Origin of the sequence: Pseudoxanthomonas indica (assembly GCF_900167565.1) — a bacterium.
In the GTDB taxonomy this organism is placed as follows: domain Bacteria; phylum Pseudomonadota; class Gammaproteobacteria; order Xanthomonadales; family Xanthomonadaceae; genus Pseudoxanthomonas_A; species Pseudoxanthomonas_A indica.
Genome location: NZ_FUZV01000001.1, coordinates 54,696 through 73,820, shown reverse-complemented (window position 1 = coordinate 73,820; position 19,125 = coordinate 54,696). Strand labels below are relative to the sequence as shown.

12 protein-coding genes are annotated in these 19,125 nt (G+C 66.8%); 11 read left to right on the top strand and 1 reads right to left on the bottom strand.

Annotation, left to right across the window (positions count from 1 at the left end):
* Nucleotides 1-70: 70 nt before the first annotated feature.
* Entirely contained in the window at nt 71-499 is a 429-nt protein-coding gene (locus B5X78_RS00330; protein ID WP_079722519.1) for a CopL family metal-binding regulatory protein, read from the bottom strand.
* A 155-nt stretch (nt 500-654) separates the two neighbouring features.
* Here B5X78_RS00330 and B5X78_RS00325 point away from each other — a divergent pair, with 155 nt between their 5' ends.
* From B5X78_RS00325 to B5X78_RS00275, 11 genes are all read left to right on the top strand, one after another.
* Nucleotides 655-1,674, top strand: coding sequence for a glucokinase (locus tag B5X78_RS00325; protein ID WP_079722518.1), 1,020 nt, complete (start codon nt 655-657; stop codon nt 1,672-1,674).
* A gap of 24 nt (nt 1,675-1,698) precedes the next feature.
* Nucleotides 1,699-2,709 (top strand): glycosylasparaginase, encoded by a 1,011-nt coding sequence (locus B5X78_RS00320; RefSeq protein WP_079722517.1) that lies wholly within the window; start codon nt 1,699-1,701, stop codon nt 2,707-2,709.
* Nucleotides 2,706-3,446: a copper homeostasis protein CutC gene (locus B5X78_RS00315; protein WP_079722516.1), complete on the top strand. Its 741-nt coding sequence runs from the start codon at nt 2,706-2,708 to the stop codon at nt 3,444-3,446. Before B5X78_RS00320 ends, B5X78_RS00315 begins: the two co-directional genes overlap by 4 nt.
* 374 nt (nt 3,447-3,820) lie before the next feature.
* The gene (locus tag B5X78_RS00310; RefSeq protein ID WP_079722515.1) at nt 3,821-6,283 is read left to right on the top strand and encodes a GH92 family glycosyl hydrolase; all 2,463 of its coding nucleotides are present in this window, start codon (nt 3,821-3,823) and stop codon (nt 6,281-6,283) included.
* 118 nt (nt 6,284-6,401) lie between these two features.
* Entirely contained in the window at nt 6,402-7,478 is a 1,077-nt protein-coding gene (locus tag B5X78_RS00305; protein WP_079722514.1) for a LacI family DNA-binding transcriptional regulator, read from the top strand.
* 66 nt (nt 7,479-7,544) lie between these two features.
* The gene (fucP, locus tag B5X78_RS00300) at nt 7,545-8,852 is read left to right on the top strand and encodes an L-fucose:H+ symporter permease (RefSeq protein ID WP_079722513.1); all 1,308 of its coding nucleotides are present in this window, start codon (nt 7,545-7,547) and stop codon (nt 8,850-8,852) included.
* Between the two features lie 8 nt (nt 8,853-8,860).
* Nucleotides 8,861-9,862, top strand: coding sequence for a carbohydrate kinase family protein (locus tag B5X78_RS00295; protein ID WP_079722512.1), 1,002 nt, complete (start codon nt 8,861-8,863; stop codon nt 9,860-9,862).
* Nucleotides 9,849-11,060: an AGE family epimerase/isomerase gene (locus tag B5X78_RS00290; protein WP_079722511.1), complete on the top strand. Its 1,212-nt coding sequence runs from the start codon at nt 9,849-9,851 to the stop codon at nt 11,058-11,060. Before B5X78_RS00295 ends, B5X78_RS00290 begins: the two co-directional genes overlap by 14 nt.
* A 100-nt stretch (nt 11,061-11,160) precedes the next feature.
* The gene (locus B5X78_RS00285) at nt 11,161-13,794 is read left to right on the top strand and encodes a beta-mannosidase (RefSeq protein ID WP_079722510.1); all 2,634 of its coding nucleotides are present in this window, start codon (nt 11,161-11,163) and stop codon (nt 13,792-13,794) included.
* Between the two features lie 146 nt (nt 13,795-13,940).
* Nucleotides 13,941-14,444, top strand: coding sequence for a hypothetical protein (locus B5X78_RS00280; RefSeq protein ID WP_079722509.1), 504 nt, complete (start codon nt 13,941-13,943; stop codon nt 14,442-14,444).
* 118 nt (nt 14,445-14,562) lie between these two features.
* Complete coding sequence (locus B5X78_RS00275; RefSeq protein ID WP_079722508.1) at nt 14,563-18,933, top strand: DEAD/DEAH box helicase; 4,371 nt, start codon at nt 14,563-14,565, stop codon at nt 18,931-18,933.
* Nucleotides 18,934-19,125: the final 192 nt, after the last annotated feature.

Below are 19,125 nucleotides of genomic sequence, written 5' to 3'. Positions count from 1 at the left end.
ACTCCGCGCCGCGCGAGGCGGACGCTGAAAGACGCGGACGTTCAACCACCCTTCGATGGGTGGCTTTCCCTCAGGCGATGGGAGGTCGTTGCGGACGCGTCAATCGCGGCGCTGCGCGATCAGCATGGGCTTCGATGAGGTAGCGCGCAGTGACAGGCGGCAGGCCCGCCAGTGCGGTGGCCACCGGCAACGGCGGCAGGGACAACAGGCAGATGCCGTCGCAATCGCCGCCCAGGCAGCAGTCGGCATGGCCCTGGGCGGGCGCTTGCTCCTGCGCGGCCACGGGGGCGGACGCGGCGTGTTCCGTCGCAGCGGCCGCCAGTGTGCCGGGCTCGTCGTGGCAGGGCGCTCCGGCCTGCGTCGCCACCACGGGCGCGGTCGCAACGGCAGCGCCCGCCTGGCTCAGATGCATGCGCGCCGATGCCAGCGCGCCGGCGCTGGTGGTGATCACCAGGCTGACGGCCAGCAGCAACCGAAGCAGGAGCGATTCGCGTGACATAGGCATACTTTAGCCGCGCCGGCGGGTCTGCGCATACGTCGATGGCGTGCCATGCATTGGACAATTAAGGTCTGCACCCGGGTCCATGGCCGGCTTTGCAGGCCTGAGCGGGTACGCCCGCGTACGGGACGCCTGCGCTAGGCAAAGCGCGCGCGATGCCTGAGAATCCGCGCCTTGAATCGATACAGGCGAAGTCGCGAGTGAATCCTGCGGTGTTGATTGTGGCCGACGTCGGTGGCACGTATGCGCGCGTGGCGCTGGTCAGCGTGCGGCGCGGCGGTTCGCCGGAGATCCTCGGATACCACAAATACGCCTGTGCGGAGCATCCGGATCTGGCGTCGATCCTGCGTCGTTTCATCGATGAGAAAACCGATGGCGGCATCCGCGCCGCGGTGGTGGCGATCGCCGGCGTGCTCGATGGCGACACCCTGGTCAATGCGAACCTGCCCTGGCCGGTGTCGCTGGAACGCACGCGCCAGGCTGCTGCCCTGCAAGGCCTGCACCTGATCAATGACTTTGAAGCCGTGGCCTACGCCATTCCGCACCTGCAGGTGGGCGGGCTGTTGCCGTTGACCGGCGAGCAGCCGCATCACTTCCAGTGGCCGGCGCTGGTGTTGGGCCCCGGTACCGGGCTGGGCGCGGCCTTGCGTTTCGAAGGCGGTGAGCGCCCGGTGCTGGCCAGTGAAGTAGGCCACTCGGCGCTGGCGCCGGCCAATGAGCTGGAGATGGACATCCTGCGCCGGCTGATGAAGCGCTGGCCGCATGTGGACAACGAACGTGTGCTGTCCGGCAGTGGGCTGATGAATCTGTATCCCTGCCTGTGCGAGATACGCGGCAGTGCGCCGCGCTGGCAGACGCCCGAGCAGCTGATTGCCGCGGCCAATGCAGGCCAGGACGCGCTGGCAGTGGAGACCCTGCAGGTGTTCTGCGGCTGGCTCGGCAGCCTGATCGGCGATCTGGTCATCGCCTTCGGCGCCCGCTCGGTCTACCTGGCGGGCGGTATCCCGGCGCACATCGAAAACTTCCTGCGCGCGCCGGCGTTCCGCGAGCGCTACTTCAACAAGGGCGTGCTGGGCCATGTGCTGCGGCATGTGCCGATCTGGCGCGTGGATCATGGCCAGCTCGGCATCGTCGGCGCCGCCGCCTGGTTCGCCGACCAACCCGCGCGTGATTGACGCGCACGCACGGAGAACACGCGCATGAGCGATCGCAGGCGATTTCTGCAAGCGGGTCTGCTGGCCACCGGAGCATTGGCCCTGCCCGCATTGAGTGCGGCACAGGCGCGCGCCGGCCACAGTGGCGCGCGCGTGGTCTCCACCTGGGATTTCGGCGTGCCGGCCAACCAGGTGGCCTGGCCGGTGCTGGCCGCTGGCGGCAGCGCCTTGGATGCGGTGGAAGCCGGGGCGCGCTGGGCCGAGAGCGACTTGTGCAATCCCACGGTCGGCCACTGCGGCAATCCCGATCGCGAAGGCGTGCTGACCCTCGATGCCAGCATCATGGACGGCGACGGTCGTTGTGGTTCGGTGGCCGCGCTGGAAGACATCCTGCATCCGGTGTCGGTGGCGCGTCGAGTCATGGAAAAGACACCGCACGTGATGCTGGTGGGCGAGGGCGCACAGCAGTTCGCCATCAGCCAGGGCCTGGAGCATCGGCGCCTGCTGACGCCGCAGGCCGAGCAGGCCTGGCGGGAATGGTTGAAGACCTCGCGCTACCAGCCCGAAATCAATGCCGAACGACGCGGCATGCCCGGCAATTCGGAAAACCATGACACCATCGGCATGCTCGCCATCGGCGCCGATGGCAAGCTCGCCGGCGCCTGCACCACCAGCGGCATGGCCTGGAAAATGCACGGCCGCGTGGGCGACAGCCCGATCATTGGCGCGGGCCTGTATGTGGACAACGAGGTCGGCGCCGCCACGGCTTCGGGCGTGGGCGAAGAAATGATCCGCAATGCGGCCAGTTTCCTGGTGGTCGAGCTCATGCGCCAAGGACGATCGCCGATGGAGGCGTGTCGCGAAGCGATTGATCGGGTGGTGCGCAAGCGGCCTGAAGCCAGCAAGACGCTGCAGGTCTGCTTCCTCGCTTTGAACAAGCATGGCGAAGTCGGTGCGTATGCCCTGCACCAGGGATTCGTCTACGCGGTCTGCGATGCCGGCAAGCAGGACGATCTGCGCCAGTCCGCGTCGGTCTACCAGACCACGCAGTCGTGAGCGCACCCCGACGCCTGCTGGAAGTGGCGGCCAATTCGCTGGCGTCGGCCCTTGCCGCGCAGGCGGGCGGTGGGGATCGGGTCGAACTGTGCGAGAACCTGGCCGAAGGCGGCACCACGCCGTCGCACGGCACGCTGGTGATGGCGCGCGAGCAGCTGCAGATTCCGCTGTACGTGCTGATCCGTCCGCGGCCTGGCGATTTCCACTACGACGCACAGGAAGTGGCGCTGATGGTGCGCGACATCCGCCATTGTCGTGAACTTGGCTGCGATGGCGTGGTCATTGGCGCGCTGGATGCGCAGGGAAGGGTGGATGCGCGGGTCTGCGGCGAATTGATGGCGGCCGCCAGCGGCATGGGCGTGAGCTTCCATCGCGCCATCGACGCCTCGCGTGATCCCCTGGAAGCGCTGGACGCCATCATCGAACTGGGTTGCGAACGGGTGCTGACCTCCGGCGCGCAGGCCAGTGCCGAAGCCGGCCGCGAGGTCATCGCGGCGATGGTGCGGCAGGCGGCAGGGCGGATCGCCATTCTGGCCGGTGCCGGTGTCACCCCGGGCAACGTCGCAGCGCTGGTGCGGCAGACTGGTGTCAGTGAAGTGCACGCCTCGGCCAAGGCGCCGCGCGCCAGCACGATGGCCTTCCGCAATCCCGCGCTGCAGGGGCTGGAACTGGATTGGCAGCAGAGCGACGCCGCCGCCGTGAGGGCGCTTCGTCAGGCGCTCGACCGAAGTGACTGACCCGGCTCCGTGGACCGGAAGTTCGCGCGAGCCGATGCGTCCGCTTTTGCGCAAATCATCTGCGGGCTTGACTCGCCGGCGTAACCGGGGTACTTCGGCGGATGCTGCAAGTCCTTGTTCGGCTTGATTTATCTCGGTCTAAATCCCGCTTGAATCCGCTTTGATGCGGTGCCGCATGCAAAGGCAAAATCAGCTGTGCTTTATTGGGTCGCTGCCGAGGGCGGGGTCCGTGCATTTTTTTAGACCGATTCAAAGAATCGGTGACAGACCTGGTCCTTCGGCGCAGCTTCACGCGCCAGGCTTGGCGCTCCCATTCACGGGACAGGTCGCGGTCCAGCGCCTCGATCGGTGTCCATCAACCAGGCCAACACCGCATGCCCTCAAAGTTCCTGCTGCCTCCGTCTGCGCGCACGACTGCGCCGCGTCGTCTCGGCTGGGCCGTTGCCGGCCTGTTCGCCGCCGTGCTGCCCCTGGCGCAGGCCGCACCCGCCACCGACGCCGTGCGCGAGGTCAACACCTTCATCGGCAGCAAGGATGACGGAAACACGTTTCCCGGCGCTTCGGCGCCGTTCGGCCTGATCCAGGTCAGCCCGATTGGTGAGCACTACAGCGGTTGGCGCTACGACGATCCGAAGATTCGCGGCTTCGGCCATTCCTTCCTGTCCGGCGCCGGTTGCTGGGAGCAGGGCGGCCAGGTCTCGGTGTTGCCGGTCACCGGCAGCATCGGCAAGGGCGGCGATTTCGACATCGCCGATGCCAAGCGTTTCAACCACAAGACCTACGCTGCCAGCTACAGCCATGACGGCGAAGTCGGCGAGGCCGGCTACTACAAGGTCCGCCTGACCAGTTACGGCGGCATCGATGCCGAAGCCACCGCGCTCACCCGCGCCGCGGCCGAACGCTATACCTTCAGCACGCAAGGCGAGGGCCATGTCCTGGTCAACATCGGCCAGGCCAACGAGCGCCATTCGGTGATCGGCAGCAGCATCGACGTGGTCGGCGATCGCGTGGTCGAAGGCAAGCTGGTCACCCAGAGCTTCTGCGGCGGCCACGAATACACCACCTGGTTCCGCATGGAGTTCGATCGCCCGTTCAAGGCCTTCGGCACCTGGGGCGAAGCCGGCGGGCAGCCCGGCTCGCGCCACAGTATGGAAGGCGAGGCCAAGCTCAATGGCGCGTGGCTGAGTTTCGATCTGGCCAAGGGCCAGTCGGTAACCGCCGTCAGTGCGATCTCGCATGTCGATGCCGAAGGCGCGCGCAACAACCTGCGCCAGGACGGCATGGCTGGCGGCAAATTGCTCGGCTTCGACGCCATGCGCAAACGCGCACAGGCCACCTGGCGCAAGGAACTGGCCAGCGTGCGCATCGAAGGCGGCAGTGCGGATGACCGCACCGTCTTCTACACCGCGCTGTACCACGCGCTGCTGCAGCCGCTGACCGGCAGTGATGCCGATGGTCGCTATCGCGGTTACGACGAACAGATTCATCGCGCCGACGGCTGGACCTACTACGAGTACTTCTCGCTGTGGGACACCTACCGCTCGCAGAACCAGTTGCTGGCCCTGCTGCGTCCCGAACGCGCGCGCGACATCGGTCGTTCGCTGCTGGCCATCCAGCAGCAGGGCGGGTGGTTGCCGCGCTGGGGCTATGCCAATTTCGATACCAACATCATGACCGGCGATCCGGTCACCCCGTTCCTGGTGGACCTGTGGCGCTTCGGTGCGTTGCAGGGCAGCGAGCAGGAAGCCTACGCCGCGCTGCGCCAGAACGCCTTCGGCATGCCGCCGACCAACTCGCGCCACGCCGGCCGCTCCGGCAATGCCAGCTACCTGGCCAATGGCTTCGTGCAGTACGACCGAGCCTTCCCGTCCAAGGGCATGGACGTGGATCCGCATCACGGCGGCTCGGCCACGCTGGAATACGCCCTGGCCGATTGCGCACTGGCGCAGATGGCCGATGGCCTGGGCCTGGCCGATGACGCACGCGTGCTGCGCGAGCGTGGCCGCAACTGGCGCAAGCTGTGGGATGCGGACGTGCGCGATGAGGAAACCGGGTTCGTCGGTTTCCCGCGTCCGCGCATGGAAAATGGCGACTGGTACGAACCGACCGAGGGCTACAGCCCGCGCTCCGATCACGGCTTCCACGAAGGCACTGCCTGGCAGTACCAGTGGCTGGCGCAGCAGGATGTGCCGGGCCTGGTCGCGGCCATGCACGGTACCGAAGAAGCAGGCAAGCGCCTGGATACCTTCTTCGCCTACGACGCATTGCTGAGCGATCCGCTCACGGCCGCACGCAAGCAGTGGGTAGTGGGACCGTACAGCTACTACAACCAGTATCGCTACAACCCCAACAACGAACCGGATCTGCATGCGCCGTGGATGTACACGCTGATCGGCCAGCCGTGGAAGACGTCCACGGTCGTGCGTGCCGCGCAGCAGCTGTTCACCAACGCACCCAATGGCGTCACCGGCAACGATGATCTGGGCACCATGTCGGCCTGGTATCTGTTCAGTGCCATGGGCCTGTATCCGGCCGTTCCGGGCAGCGGCCAGTTCCTGCTGCACGCGCCACGTTTCCGCCGCGTCGAGCTGGATCTGGGCAACGGCCACCAGCTGCGCCTGCAGGCCGATGGCGCCGACGGACGAAAGCTGCAGTACGTGCAGGCCGTGCAGGTGAATGGCCGCGAGCACGCACCGGTCTGGCTGGACTGGGCACAACTGAGCCAGGGCGCCGAGGTGCGCTTCCAGTTGACCAGCTCCGCGCCCACCACCGGCTGGGGTACCCGTGCGGCGGATCTGCCGGCCTCGTACTGCGCCTTGCCGGGAACCACCCAATGACTTGCCGCCATGTCTGCTGCCGAGCCGGCTCTCTCTCCCCCTGGCCCGGCGGCCGGCATGGCATTTCTTGCGGTGTAATCGTTTAGGCTTGCGCGGATAGGGGACAGGTGTCGGTTCAATGAAGGAAAAAACTCCCGCTACCAGCAAGGGCCCGCGCCCGAGCCCCACCCGTTCGGGTGGGCGGCGTGCGGTCACGGTGACGGATATCGCCAATGCGATTGGCGTCTCGCGCGCCACCGTGTCGCTGGTGCTGCGCAACAGTCCGCTGGTGCACGTGGAGACCCGCGCGCGGGTGGAAGCCGAACTGCGCCGACAGCGCTACGTCTACAACCGCGGCGCGGCCAACCTGCGCCGGCAGACGTCCAACAGCGTGGCGCTGGTGATCAATGATCTGTCCAACCCGTTCTTCGCCGAATTCGCTGCCGGCGTGGACGAAGCGCTGGGCAGCAAGGGCTTCGTGACCCTGCTGGGCAGCACGGGGGAATCGCCCGAGCGCCAGCACGCGGTGTTGTCGACCCTGATGGAACACACGCCCGCCGGTTTGATCCTCTCGCCCGCCGAAGGCAGCGAGAGCGCGCAGGTGACCCAGGTCCTGGGTGAGCATGCCAACGTGTTGCTGTTCAACCGCGAACTGGGCGGCGTGGAATGGGATTTCCTGGCGCTGGACAACCAGCGCGGCGCGGCCATGGCCACCCACCATCTGATTGGTCTCGGCCACACCCGCATCGCTTTCTTTGGTGGCCATGCCGAGTCCAGCTCCTGCCGCCAGCGTCGTGCCGGCTTCGCCCAGGCGATGGAAGAGGCGGGCCTGACAGTGGAACCGCAGTGGCTGATCGAATCGGCGCCCAACCGCCTGGAAGCCGCGGCCTGTACCGGCGCCTTGTTCACCCAGGCGCAGTCGCCCACCGCGGCAGTCTGCTACAACGACACCGTCGCGCTCGGGCTGATGTTGGGCCTGACCTCGCGCGGCATCCAGCCGGGTCGCGATTTCGCGGTAACCGGCTTCGATGATATTTCCGAGGCCGCCGTGTCTTCGCCCTCGTTGACCACGCTGGCGGTCAATCCGCGCGAGCGTGGCCGGCAGGCAGCCGAACTGCTGCTGCATCGCCTGTCCCATCCGGACGCGGCCGTGGAGCGTCTGACCGCGCCGGTGGAATTGCGCATCCGCCAGAGCAGCGGCGGCACACGCCGATGATCCCGACTTCGCAGCTTTCCCTTTCCCTTTCCCTTTACACAGCAGCCCAGTGAGGCGAGTCCACACATGCCCATCGCACCCAGCACCCAGCCTGTGACCTCGTCGGCGCCGCCGCCGGTCAAGAACGGCATCGCCTTGTCAGTGGTCACCACGATCTTTTTCATGTGGGGCTTCCTGACCTGCCTCAACGACATCCTCATTCCGCACCTGAAGGCGGTGTTCGAGCTGAACTACGCGCGCGCCATGCTCGTGCAGTTCACCTTCTTCGGCGCGTACTTCCTGATGTCGCTGCCGGCCGGTCGACTGGTCGCGCACCTGGGTTACAAGAAGGGCATCGTGGCGGGCCTGGTGATTGCCGGCATCGGTGCATTCGGGTTCTGGCCGGCCGCCGAGCTGCGGGTGTACGAAGCCTTCCTGGCCGCGCTGTTCGTGCTGGCCACCGGCATCACCGTGCTGCAGGTGGCGGCCAATCCGTATGTGGCGCTGCTGGGTCCGGAAAAGACCAGTTCCAGCCGCCTGACCCTGGCCCAGGCGCTGAACTCGCTGGGCACCGCCATCGCGCCGATCTTCGGCGGCATGCTGATCCTGTCGAGCACGGTCAAGAGCGGCGACGAGCTGGCCGCCTTGCCGGCGGCCGAGCAGGTGGCCTATCGCGTGCAGGAAGCGCAGGCGGTGCAGGGTCCGTATGTGGGATTGGGCATTGCGCTGATCCTGCTGGCGGTGTTTGTTTACCTGTTCCGCCTGCCGACGCTGACCGAAACCACCGAGCAGGCCGACAACAGCAAGCACACCCTGCGCGAGGCGCTGAGCCATCGCCACGTGCTGTTCGGCGTGCTGGCGATCTTCTTCTACGTGGGCGGTGAAGTGGCTATCGGCAGCCTGATGGTCAACTACTTCGCGCTGCCGGACATCGCCGGACTGAGCGAGAAGCAGGCCTCGACCTATCTGTCGTACTACTGGACGCTGGCGATGATCGGCCGCTTTGCCGGCTCGGCGCTGATGGTAAAGATTTCCCCGCGTTTGCTGCTGACCGTGTTCGCCGCGATCAACATCCTGCTGCTGCTGGTCACCCTGACCAACGTGGGCATGGCGGCGGTGTACAGCCTGGTCGCCATCGGCCTGTTCAATTCAATCATGTTCCCGACCATCTTCGCGCTCAGCATCGAACGCCTGGGGCCGCTGACCAACAAGGCCTCGAGCCTGTTGATCATGGCCATTGTCGGCGGTGCGATCGTTCCGTTCGTGCAGGGCGTGCTGGCCGACAAGATTGGCCTGCACCATTCCTTTGTCGTGCCGCTGATCTGCTACGCCTACATCATCTTCTTCGGCGTCTCCGGCTCCCGCCTGTCCGCTGTGGCCAAGCAGGGAGCGTAAGACCCACGATGTCGAAGATTGTTTGTTTTGGCGAGGCTTTGATCGATCTACTCGCCCAGCCGCCGGCCACTCCGGACACCCCGCGCGCGTTCCTGCAGTACGCCGGCGGCGCTCCGGCCAACGTCGCCGTCGCGGCGGCGCGGCTGGGGGCGGACTGCCATTTCGCCGGCATGCTCGGCCAGGACATGTTTGGCGACTTCCTGCTCGACAGCCTGGCCGATGCCGGCGTGGCCACGGATTTCATTGTGCGCACCGATGCCGCCAAGACCGCGCTGGCCTTTGTGGCGCTGGATGCGACGGGCGAGCGCAGTTTCAGCTTCTACCGTCCGCCGGCGGCGGATCTGTTGTTCCGCAGTGAGCATTTTTCCGCCAAGACCTTTGCCGGCACGGGCAGCTTCCATGTCTGCTCCAACTCGCTGACCGAAGCCACCATCGCCGACAGCACGCTGCATGGCATGTTGCGCGCGCGCGACGCCGGCGCGGTGGTCAGCCTGGATTTGAACCTGCGTCCGGCGCTGTGGCCGGCCGGCTGCGATCCCTTGCCGCGCTTGTGGCAGGCGCTGACCCAGGCCGACCTGATCAAACTCTCGCAGGAAGAACTCGACTACCTGGCGCGACCCCACGGAGATGGCGAAGCAGGCGAGGAAGCCGTGTTGGCGCGCCTGTTCGAGGGCCATGCCCGGCTTGTCATCATCACCCATGGCGCCGCGCCGGTGCGCTGGCGCACACGCGAGCAACAGGGGGTGGTGGCCAGCTTCCCGGTCAACACGGTCGACACCACCGCCGCCGGTGACGCCTTCGTCGGCGGTCTGCTGTTCCGGTTGGGTGAAGTAGGCGGCGACGGTCGCGGATTTGCGCCGTTCTGCGCGGATCCACCAGCCATCGAAGACGCCATCCGCTTCGGCGCCGCGGTCGGCGCGCTCGCGGTCACCCGCAAGGGCGCCTTCGCCGCCATGCCCACGCTCTCCGAAGTCCAGAACCTGCTGCAGGATCACCATGCCCATGCTTGACGCCTCTCCCCAGGATTTCCGTTCGCCGGCCTTCCTGCGCGCCCACATCGCCGACACCATGGCGTTCTACCACCCGCGTGCAATCGATCCGCAGGGCGGCTTCTTCCATTACTTCCGCGACGACGGCTCGGTGTATGACGCCGGCCATCGCCATCTGGTCAGCAGCACGCGCTTTGTCTTCAACTACGCCATGGCCTACCGCGAGTTCGGCAATGCCGATTATCTGCAGGCGGTCCGGCATGGCCTGCGCTACCTGCGCGAGGTCCACCGCAACCCGGTGAGCGGCGGCTACGCCTGGACCCTGCGCGATGGCGTGGTCGAGGACGACATGAACCACTGCTACGGTGTGGCCTTCGTGTTGCTGGCGTACTCCTGCGGCCTGAAGGCTGGCATCGAGGAAGCGCGCGGCTGGATGGACGAAACCTGGCGCTTGCTGGAAGCGCGATTCTGGGAACCCGAGTCCGGCCTGTACAAGGATGAGGCCGATGCGCAATGGAACTTCACCGATTACCGCGGCCAGAACGCCAACATGCACATGTGCGAGGCCATGCTCGCGGCATTCGAAGCCAGTGGTGAAGCACGTTACCTGGAGCGGGCGCTGCTGCTGGCCGACCACATGACCCGTCGCCAGGCCGCCAAGGCAGAAGGGCTGGTGTGGGAGCACTACGACCGGGACTGGCAGATCGACTGGAAGTACAACCTGGACAATCCCAAGCACCTGTTTCGTCCGTGGGGTTTCCAGCCGGGTCACCAGACCGAGTGGACCAAGCTGCTGCTGATCCTCGATCGCCATGTGCAGGCCGACTGGCTGCTGCCGACGGCGCGCCATCTGTTCGACACCGCGGTGGCGCGCAGCTGGGACGCCGAGCGCGGCGGCCTGTACTACGGCTTTGCGCCGGATGGCCGAGTCTGCGACGACGACAAGTATTTCTGGGTACAGGCCGAGTCGCTGGCGGCCGCGGCGCTGCTGGCCGCGCGCACCGGCGACGCCACCTATTGGGAATGGTATGACCGGCTGTGGAACTACTCCTGGAAGCATTTCGTCGACCACCAGTACGGCGCCTGGTTCCGTATCCTGGATGCCGACAATCGCAAGTACGACAACGAAAAGAGTCCGGCGGGCAAGACCGATTACCACACCATGGGCGCCTGCCATGAAGTGCTCAACGTCGTCGCACCGGCGGCGGCAAAGTCCTGAACACGCGGCAGGGTTGCTGATCGCGACAGCAACGGAAAGTTGTCGCTGCGTTGGCTGATGGTGCGCTCGTCGTGCGGGCGCACCTGGGAGAACATCGTCGATGAAACGCTTGTGTCTGGCCCTGTGCCTGTTGCTGGTCGCCATGCCCGGATGGGCGCAGGTGGTGTCGCGCACGCTGGATGACGGTTGGCGGTTCCGCCTGCTGCCGGGCGACGCCCAGGCCAAAGCCCATCCCGAAGCCACCGCCTGGCGCAAAGCCAGCGTGCCTGGCTCCGTGCACACGGATTTGCTGGCCCATGGCGTGATCGTGGATCCGTATGTGGGCGCGCCCGAGGCGAGCCTGCAGTGGATCGGTCTGGCGGATTGGGAGTACGTCCATCGTTTCGACGTGGACGAAGCCACGCTGGCGCGGCCGAACGCCGAGCTGGTGTTCGAAGGCGTGGATACGCTGGCCGAGATGAGCCTCAACGGCAAGCCGCTGCTCTCGACCGACAACAGCCATCGCACCTGGCGGGTGCGCGTGGACAAGCGGCTGAAGGCGCGCAAGAACGAGCTGCGGATCATCTTCCGCTCGCCGATCCGCGCCTTGCTGCCGCAGGTGCAGGCGATGCCGCACAAGATCGCCGGCAACTATCCCTCGCCCTACGGCGACGAGCCCAAGGACGCGATGGTCGGCAACTTCGTGCGCAAGCCGGGCTATCACTTCGGCTGGGACTGGGGGCCGCGCTACGTCACGGCCGGTCTGTGGCGACCGGTGCGGCTGGAGACCTGGAAGTCGCTGCGGGTGACCGACCTGGCCATCGCCACCACCTCGCTGGATCAGGATGAGGCCGATCTGGCGATCATCGCCACCGTCGACAGTGCCGGCCCGGACACGGCGGCGATGGAAGTGGAGATTCTGGATCCGGATGGCCAGCGCGTGGGCCTCCTGCAGCGCAGCGCGCTGCTGGTACAGGGCGAGAACCGCGTCGAGCTGACCACCACCCTGCGTTCGCCGCGGCGCTGGTGGCCGGCAGGCTACGGCGAGCAGGCGCGCTATCGCTTCCGCCTGAGCGTGCGCAATGCGCGTGGGGATTCGGTTGCGGCCGAGCGCCTGACCGGTCTGCGCAGTGTCGAGCTGCGCCGTGATCGCGATGCGGACGGGCAGGGCTTCGCCTTCGTCATCAATGGCGTGCCGATCTTCGCCAAGGGCGCCAACGTCATTCCGTTCGACGCCTTTCCCGCACGTGTGCAGCCCGCGCGCATCCGCGAGGTCCTGCAGGCGGCGCGCGACGCCAACATGAACATGCTGCGCAACTGGGGCGGCGGCTACTACGAGGACGAGTCGTTCTACGACATTGCCGACGAGCTGGGCCTGCTGGTCTGGCAGGACTTCATGTTCGGTGGCGGCATGCAGCCCGCTTATGAGCCGCTGTTCCGCGCCAATGTGGTGGCCGAGGCGCGCGACAACCTCCGTCGCCTGCGCCATCACCCCAGCATCGTGCTGTGGTGCGGCAACAACGAAGAAGAGACGGCCTGGAAGGACTGGGGCCACCGCAAGCAGTTGGCCGAGGCGGATCCGGTGTTTGCCGACCGCGTCTGGCAAGGCTATGTCGCGCTGTTCGGTCGCGACCTGCGCCGGGTCGTGCACGAAGAGGGCCTGGGTGTGCCGTACTGGTCCAGTTCCCCCAGCAATGATCTGGACGAAAAGGCCAACGACTCGCGCAAGGGCGACAAGCATTACTGGGAAGTGTGGGGCGCGCCGGCCAAGCCGGTCCAGGCCTACCTGGAGGAGACGCCACGCTTCATGTCCGAGTTCGGCCTGCAGGCCTGGCCGGTGCAGCGCACGGTCGATGCGTTTGCCAGCCGCGCCGAACAGGCCATCGACGCACCGGTGATTCGCGCGCACCAGAAGTTCATGGCCGGCGCCGGCAACGAGCGCTTGCTGCAGTACATCCAGAACGAGTACGGCACGCCACGCAACTTCGCCGACTTCATCTACCTGAGTCAGGTGATGCAGGCCGAGGGCATCGAGCTGGCGGCGCTGCATCACCGCGCCTCGCGTCCTTACACCATGGGTTCGCTGTACTGGCAGCTCAACGATGTGTGGCCGGGCGCGTCGTGGTCGAGCATCGACCATGCCGGCCGCTGGAAGGCGCTGCACTTCCACGCACGACGATTTTTCGCGCCGGTGGCGGTCGCCGCGTCGCGCAGGGAGGGAGAGATCCAACTGGACCTGGTCTCGGATCGCCAGCAGCCGCTGAAGGGTGAGTGGCGGCTGCGGGTCATGGACTTCAACGGCAAGGTGCTGCGCCAGCGCAAGGCGGCGGTGACGCTGCCACCGCTGTCGGCTACCCACGTGCGCGCCTTCAAGGACAGCGAGTTGCTGCGCGGCGCCGATGCCGCGGCCAGCGTGGCGGTGTTCGAGCTGTATGAAGGCGAGACGATGCTGGCGCGCCAGCTGGTGTACTTCGAAGCCGCCAAGGCCTTGAAACTGCCCGCCGCGGCCATCCAGACCGCGCTGGAACGCGACGGGGACGGCTATCAGCTGCGCCTGCAGTCTGCACAGTTGGTTCGCGATCTGTGGATCGATTTCGGCGAGCACGATGCGGCCGTGTCGGACAACGCGCTGGACCTGCTGCCGGGCGAGTCGGTGACTCTGAAGGTCACTTCCAAGGCCCATCTGGCCGCGCTGCGCGCCAGCCTGCATCTGCAGTCGCTCGCCGACGTCCTGCCGCCGCCGGCGACGAATTAGGCGGACCACCGCGCGGCCCCTGCACGGGCTGCGCGTCTGTTGGCGGGCGGGTAGGGATTTGCCTACGAGGCTGCGGCATTCGCCGACATCACGCCGCGGTGAATTCCGATGGTGTCGGCAGGCCACGGCGAGCAGACTTTCTCCGCATGGAGAAGGTCATGGTTCTGTTTCGAAACGTCTGCATCGCCCTGAGTCTGCTGTTGGTTTGCGTCGGCGGCATCCACGCCGCGCCGCTCATCCACAAGTGCGTGGCGGCCAACGGCATCGCCAGCTACCAGACGCTGGCGTGTGCCCGTCACGACGAACAGGCGTGGTCACGGGAAGTGAGCACAGCGCCTGCATCGCCAGCCACGATACCGGTGGTGGCTGGACAAGCTGCGGATTCCGCAATCGAAGAGGCACGCCCGCGCGATGACGCCATCCGCAAGTCAAAACGCGCGCGCGCGACGACACGCAAAGAGGCCCGTCGACGACCGCGATTGAGCGGCACGGCGCAAGCCGCCGTGATTCCGCTCAACCCCAAGGGCGCGACGCCCGCCTGTCTCGCCGCGCAGCGAAAACGCGAGGCAACCCTAGCCAGGGCAGGGCTCACGCGTAGTTACGCGATGCTTGCCAAGCTCGATGAAGACGTCCATCGCGCCTGCTACTGAGCACGTGCCGGCTATCTGAACAGATACCGCCGGGTTCGCTGGATCCGACTGGATTTCGTCACCATCTGGATCCTCCGTTTTCACCGATTTCCCGGCGCAAGCCCGGTATTGTCCGCCCATGCCTCTGGACAACTTCCATCCTGCTGTCGCGCAGTGGTTCGAGCGCACGTTTGCTGCGCCGACCGAGGCGCAACGGGCGGCATGGCCGGCCATCCAGTCGCATCAGCACACCCTGGTCGCCGCGCCGACCGGGTCAGGCAAGACGCTGACTGCGTTCCTGTCGGCGCTGGATGAGCTGGTCAAGCGCGGACTGTCCGCCGAGGGGCTGGCCGATGAAACAGTGGTGGTGTACGTCTCACCGTTGAAGGCGCTGTCCAACGACATCCACATCAACCTGGAGGCGCCCCTGGCAGGGATCCGCCAGGTGCTGGCGGAGATGGGGCTGGCCGACGTCGAGATCCGCACCGCCGTGCGCACCGGTGACACCCCGGCGGGCGAACGGCAGAAGCATTTCCGCAAGCCACCGCACGTGCTGGTGACCACGCCCGAATCGCTCTATGTGCTGCTGGGTTCCGAATCCGGCCGCGCCATGCTGGCGAACGTGCGCTCGGTGATCGTCGACGAAATCCATGCCGTCGCCGCGAGCAAACGCGGCAGCCATCTGGCCCTGTCGCTGGAGCGGCTGCAGTCGCTCAGCGCGCATCCGCTGGTGCGCATAGGCCTGTCGGCCACGCAGAAACCCATCGACGCGGTGGCGCGGTTCCTGGTGGGCGTTGATGCGACGGGTCAGCCGCAACCGTGTCGCATCGTCGATATCGGCTACGGCAAGCAACGCGACCTGGCGCTGCAATTGCCGCCCACGCCGCTGGGTGCGGTGATGTCCACCGACCAATGGGCGCAGGTCTACGACGGGGTGGCCGATCTGGTGCGCGGGCACCGCACCACGCTGGTGTTCGTCAACACCCGGCGCATGGCCGAGCGCACGGCGCGCCATCTGGGTGAGCGCCTGGGCAAGCAGGCCGTGGCCGCGCATCACGGCAGCCTGGCGCGGGAGTTGCGGCTGGAAGCCGAGCGTCGGCTCAAGCATGGCGAGCTGCAGGTGCTGGTGGCCACGGCGTCGTTGGAACTGGGCCTGGATATTGGCGATGTCGATTTGGTCTGCCAGCTGGGTACGCCACGTTCCATCGCCACGTTTCTGCAGCGTGCCGGCCGCGCCGGACATGCGGTGGGCGGCGTGCCCAAGGCGCGCCTGTTCCCGCAGTCGCGCGATGAACTCATCGAATGCGCGGCCCTGCTGGATTGCGTGCGTCGCGGCGAGCTGGATGCACTGCGCATCCCGGTGGCGCCGCTGGATGTGCTGGCGCAGCAACTGGTGGCCGAGACGGCCAGCCGCGAATGGCAGGAAGACGAGCTCTACGCGCTGGTCCGTCGCGCCGCGCCCTATGCGGGCCTGCGCCGCGAAGATTTCAACGCGATGGTGAAGATGCTGGCCGAGGGCTTCAGCACCCGTCGCGGGCCGCGCGCCGGCTACGTCCATCGCGATGCCGTCCACCACCGCCTGCGCGAGCGCAAGGGCGCGCGGATGACGGCGTTGATGTCGGGCGGCACCATTCCCGATACCGGCGACTATGCGGTGATCCTGGAGCCGGACGCGCACAATATCGGCACGGTCAATGAAGATTTCGCGATCGAATCGCTGACCGGCGATGTATTCCAGCTGGGCAATGCCAGCTATCGCATCCTGCGCGTGGAGCCCGGTCGCGTGCGGGTGGAAGACGCGCAAGGCGCACCGCCCAACATTCCGTTCTGGCTGGGCGAGGCGCCGGGCCGCACCGACGAGCTCTCCACCGGCGTTTCGCGCCTGCGCGAGGAGGTCGCGCTGGCGATAGGCGAGGGTGGTGTGGATGCGGGCTGCCAGTGGCTGCAACAGCAGCTGGGCCTGGACGAGGAAGCGGCGCGGCAGATGGCCGACTACATCGCCAAGGCGCTGGCCGCGCTCGGGCGCATGCCGACCCAACAACGCATCGTGCTGGAACGGTTCTTCGACGAATCCGGCGGCACCCAGCTGGTGATCCACGCGCCGTTCGGCAGCCGCCTCAACCGCGCCTGGGGCCTGGCCTTGCGCAAGCGCTTCTGCCGCCAGTTCAACTTCGAACTGCAGGCCGCCGCGACCGAGGACGCGATCATCCTGTCGCTGTCCACCAGCCACAGCTTCCCTTTGTTGGAGGTCTCGCGCTACCTGCATTCCAGCTCGGCGCAGGACGTGCTGATCCAGGCCCTGCTGGATGCGCCGTTGTTCGGCGTGCGCTGGCGCTGGAACGCCACCACCGCGCTGGCCTTGCCGCGCTTCGTGGGAGGACGCAAGGTGCCGCCGCAGCTGCAGCGGATGAAATCCGAGGATCTGCTGGCGACGGTGTTCCCCGATCAGGTGGCGTGCCTGGAGAACATCGTTGGTGAGCGCGAAGTGCCTGACCATCCGCTGGTCGCGCAGACCATGGACGACTGCCTGCACGAGGCCATGGACACCGAAGGCTGGCTGGACGTGTTGAGGGGCATCGAGTCCGGCCGGATTGAGGTCGTGGCCTGCGACTTGCCGCTGCCATCGCCGCTGGCGGCGGAAATCATCAATGCGCGTCCCTATGCGTTTCTCGACGACGCCCCACTCGAAGAGCGCCGCACCCAGGCCGTGCAGAGCCGCTTGTACCGCGAGGCCGAATCGGCCGATGAGTTGGGCAAGCTCGACCCGGCCGCGATCGCCGCCGTGCGCGAGGAGGCCTGGCCGCAGCCGCGCAGCGTGGACGAAATGCACGAGACGTTGAGCGTGCTGGGCCTCGTCACCGCCGCCGAGGCGCGCAACGAAGACGGTTGGCAGGACTGGTTGCACACCCTGGCCGGGCAGGGCCGCGCCACCCTGCTGCAAGCACAGGACACCGTGCCTGCCGCCTGGGTCGCCGCCGAATTGCTGCCGATGCTGGCGGCCCTGTATCCGGGCCGCGACATGGCACCGATGATCCAGGCACCGGATGAATTCGCCAGCGTGGCGTGGTCGCGCGAAACCGCCTTGCGCGAATTGCTGCGCGCGCGGCTCACCGGCCTGGGTCCGGCGCTGCCCGGCGGCCTGGCCAATTCGCTGGGCCTGCCGCTGGAAGAGGTCGACCTGGCCCTGCTGGCGTTGCAAAGCGAAGGCTATGTGATGCAAGGCTGCTTCAGTGGCGGTAGCGAGCAGCAGTGGTGCGAGCGCCACCTGCTGGCGCGCATCCATCGCTACACCCTGCGCCAGCTGCGCCGCGAGATTGAACCGGTGGAGCCGCGACATTTCCAGCGCTTCCTGTTCGACTGGCAGCACGTGAGCGGTAGCGAACGGGTCAGCGGCCCGGAAGCCCTGGGCAGTGTGCTGGCGCAGCTGGAAGCCTACGAGGCGCCGGCGATCAGCTGGGAGACCGAGTTGCTGCCGGCGCGCGTGCGCGACTACGCGATCCAGTGGCTGGACGAAATGTGCATTGCCGGGCGAACCCTGTGGACCCGGCTGCGGCCCTCCACGGGCGAGGCCGGCGCGCGCGCCAATCTTTCCCTGCGCGTCACCCCGATCGTGCTGCTGCCGCGACGCAGTGCGGCCATGTGGAAACAGATGACGGCCGGCGGCGAAGAAGGTGCGGCGCTGGGCTCGCGTGCGCAGCGCGTCGTGGACTATCTGGACAACCATGGCGCCTCGTTCTTCGACGAACTGCTCGATGGCGCTCACCTGCTCAAGACCGAACTGGAAGACGCCCTGGCCGAACTGGTGATGCGTGGCCGCATCCATTGCGACAGCTACAGCGGGCTGCGCGCCTTGCTGGTGCCGTCTTCCAAACGCGCCAGCGCGGCGTCGCGACGGCGTCGTCGTACTTCGCTGTTCGGCGTGCAGGATGCGGGCCGCTGGGCGCTGATACGAACCGCCGGCGGCAGCGCAGGCAGTGCGCGCGGCGACGCTTTGGAACACATCGCACGGACCTTGTTGCGCCGCTATGGCGTGGTCTGCTGGCGCCTGCTGGAACGCGAGGCGGCCTGGCTGCCGCCGTGGCGTGAACTGGTGCGTGTGTATCACCGGTTGGAAGCGCGCGGCGAGATACGCGGCGGACGTTTCATCACCGGCCTGTCCGGTGAACAGTTCGCCTTGCCGGAAGCCATCGCCGCGCTGCGGCAGGTGCGCCGCAGCGCCGACGACGGCGCCTGGCTACGGGTCGCGGCCGTGGATCCGGCCAACCTGCTGGGCAGTGTGCTGCCCGGTGAAAAAGTGCCGCGCGTGGCAGGTGCACGCGTGCTCTACCGCGATGGCGTGCCGGTGGCCAAGCGGGTGTCGGGGGAGATCACCTGGCTGGTCGAGTTGGGTGCCGCGGATCAGCAGGCGGCGAACCACGCTTTGCTGGCGCTGGATGCACCGGAAGCGCACAGGGCGAGTGTTTCCGCCGTAGCACGCGTGCCCGGATCGCCATCAGACGAATCCGAATAACTACCGGTACGTGACCGCGATTGCGCGTTGTGATGGCGCCCGTTTGCCGGGCTTGTCAGCTTGCTGCAGCCGATCAGGAAATGCGTCCGATGGCGCATTTCATGCGTGGGTACATCTGTTTGAATTCGCGCCTTGCTGGCGCGGACGGTCCGCGTGTCAGCGCAACTGATCACGTGAATCGAGGAGAGAACT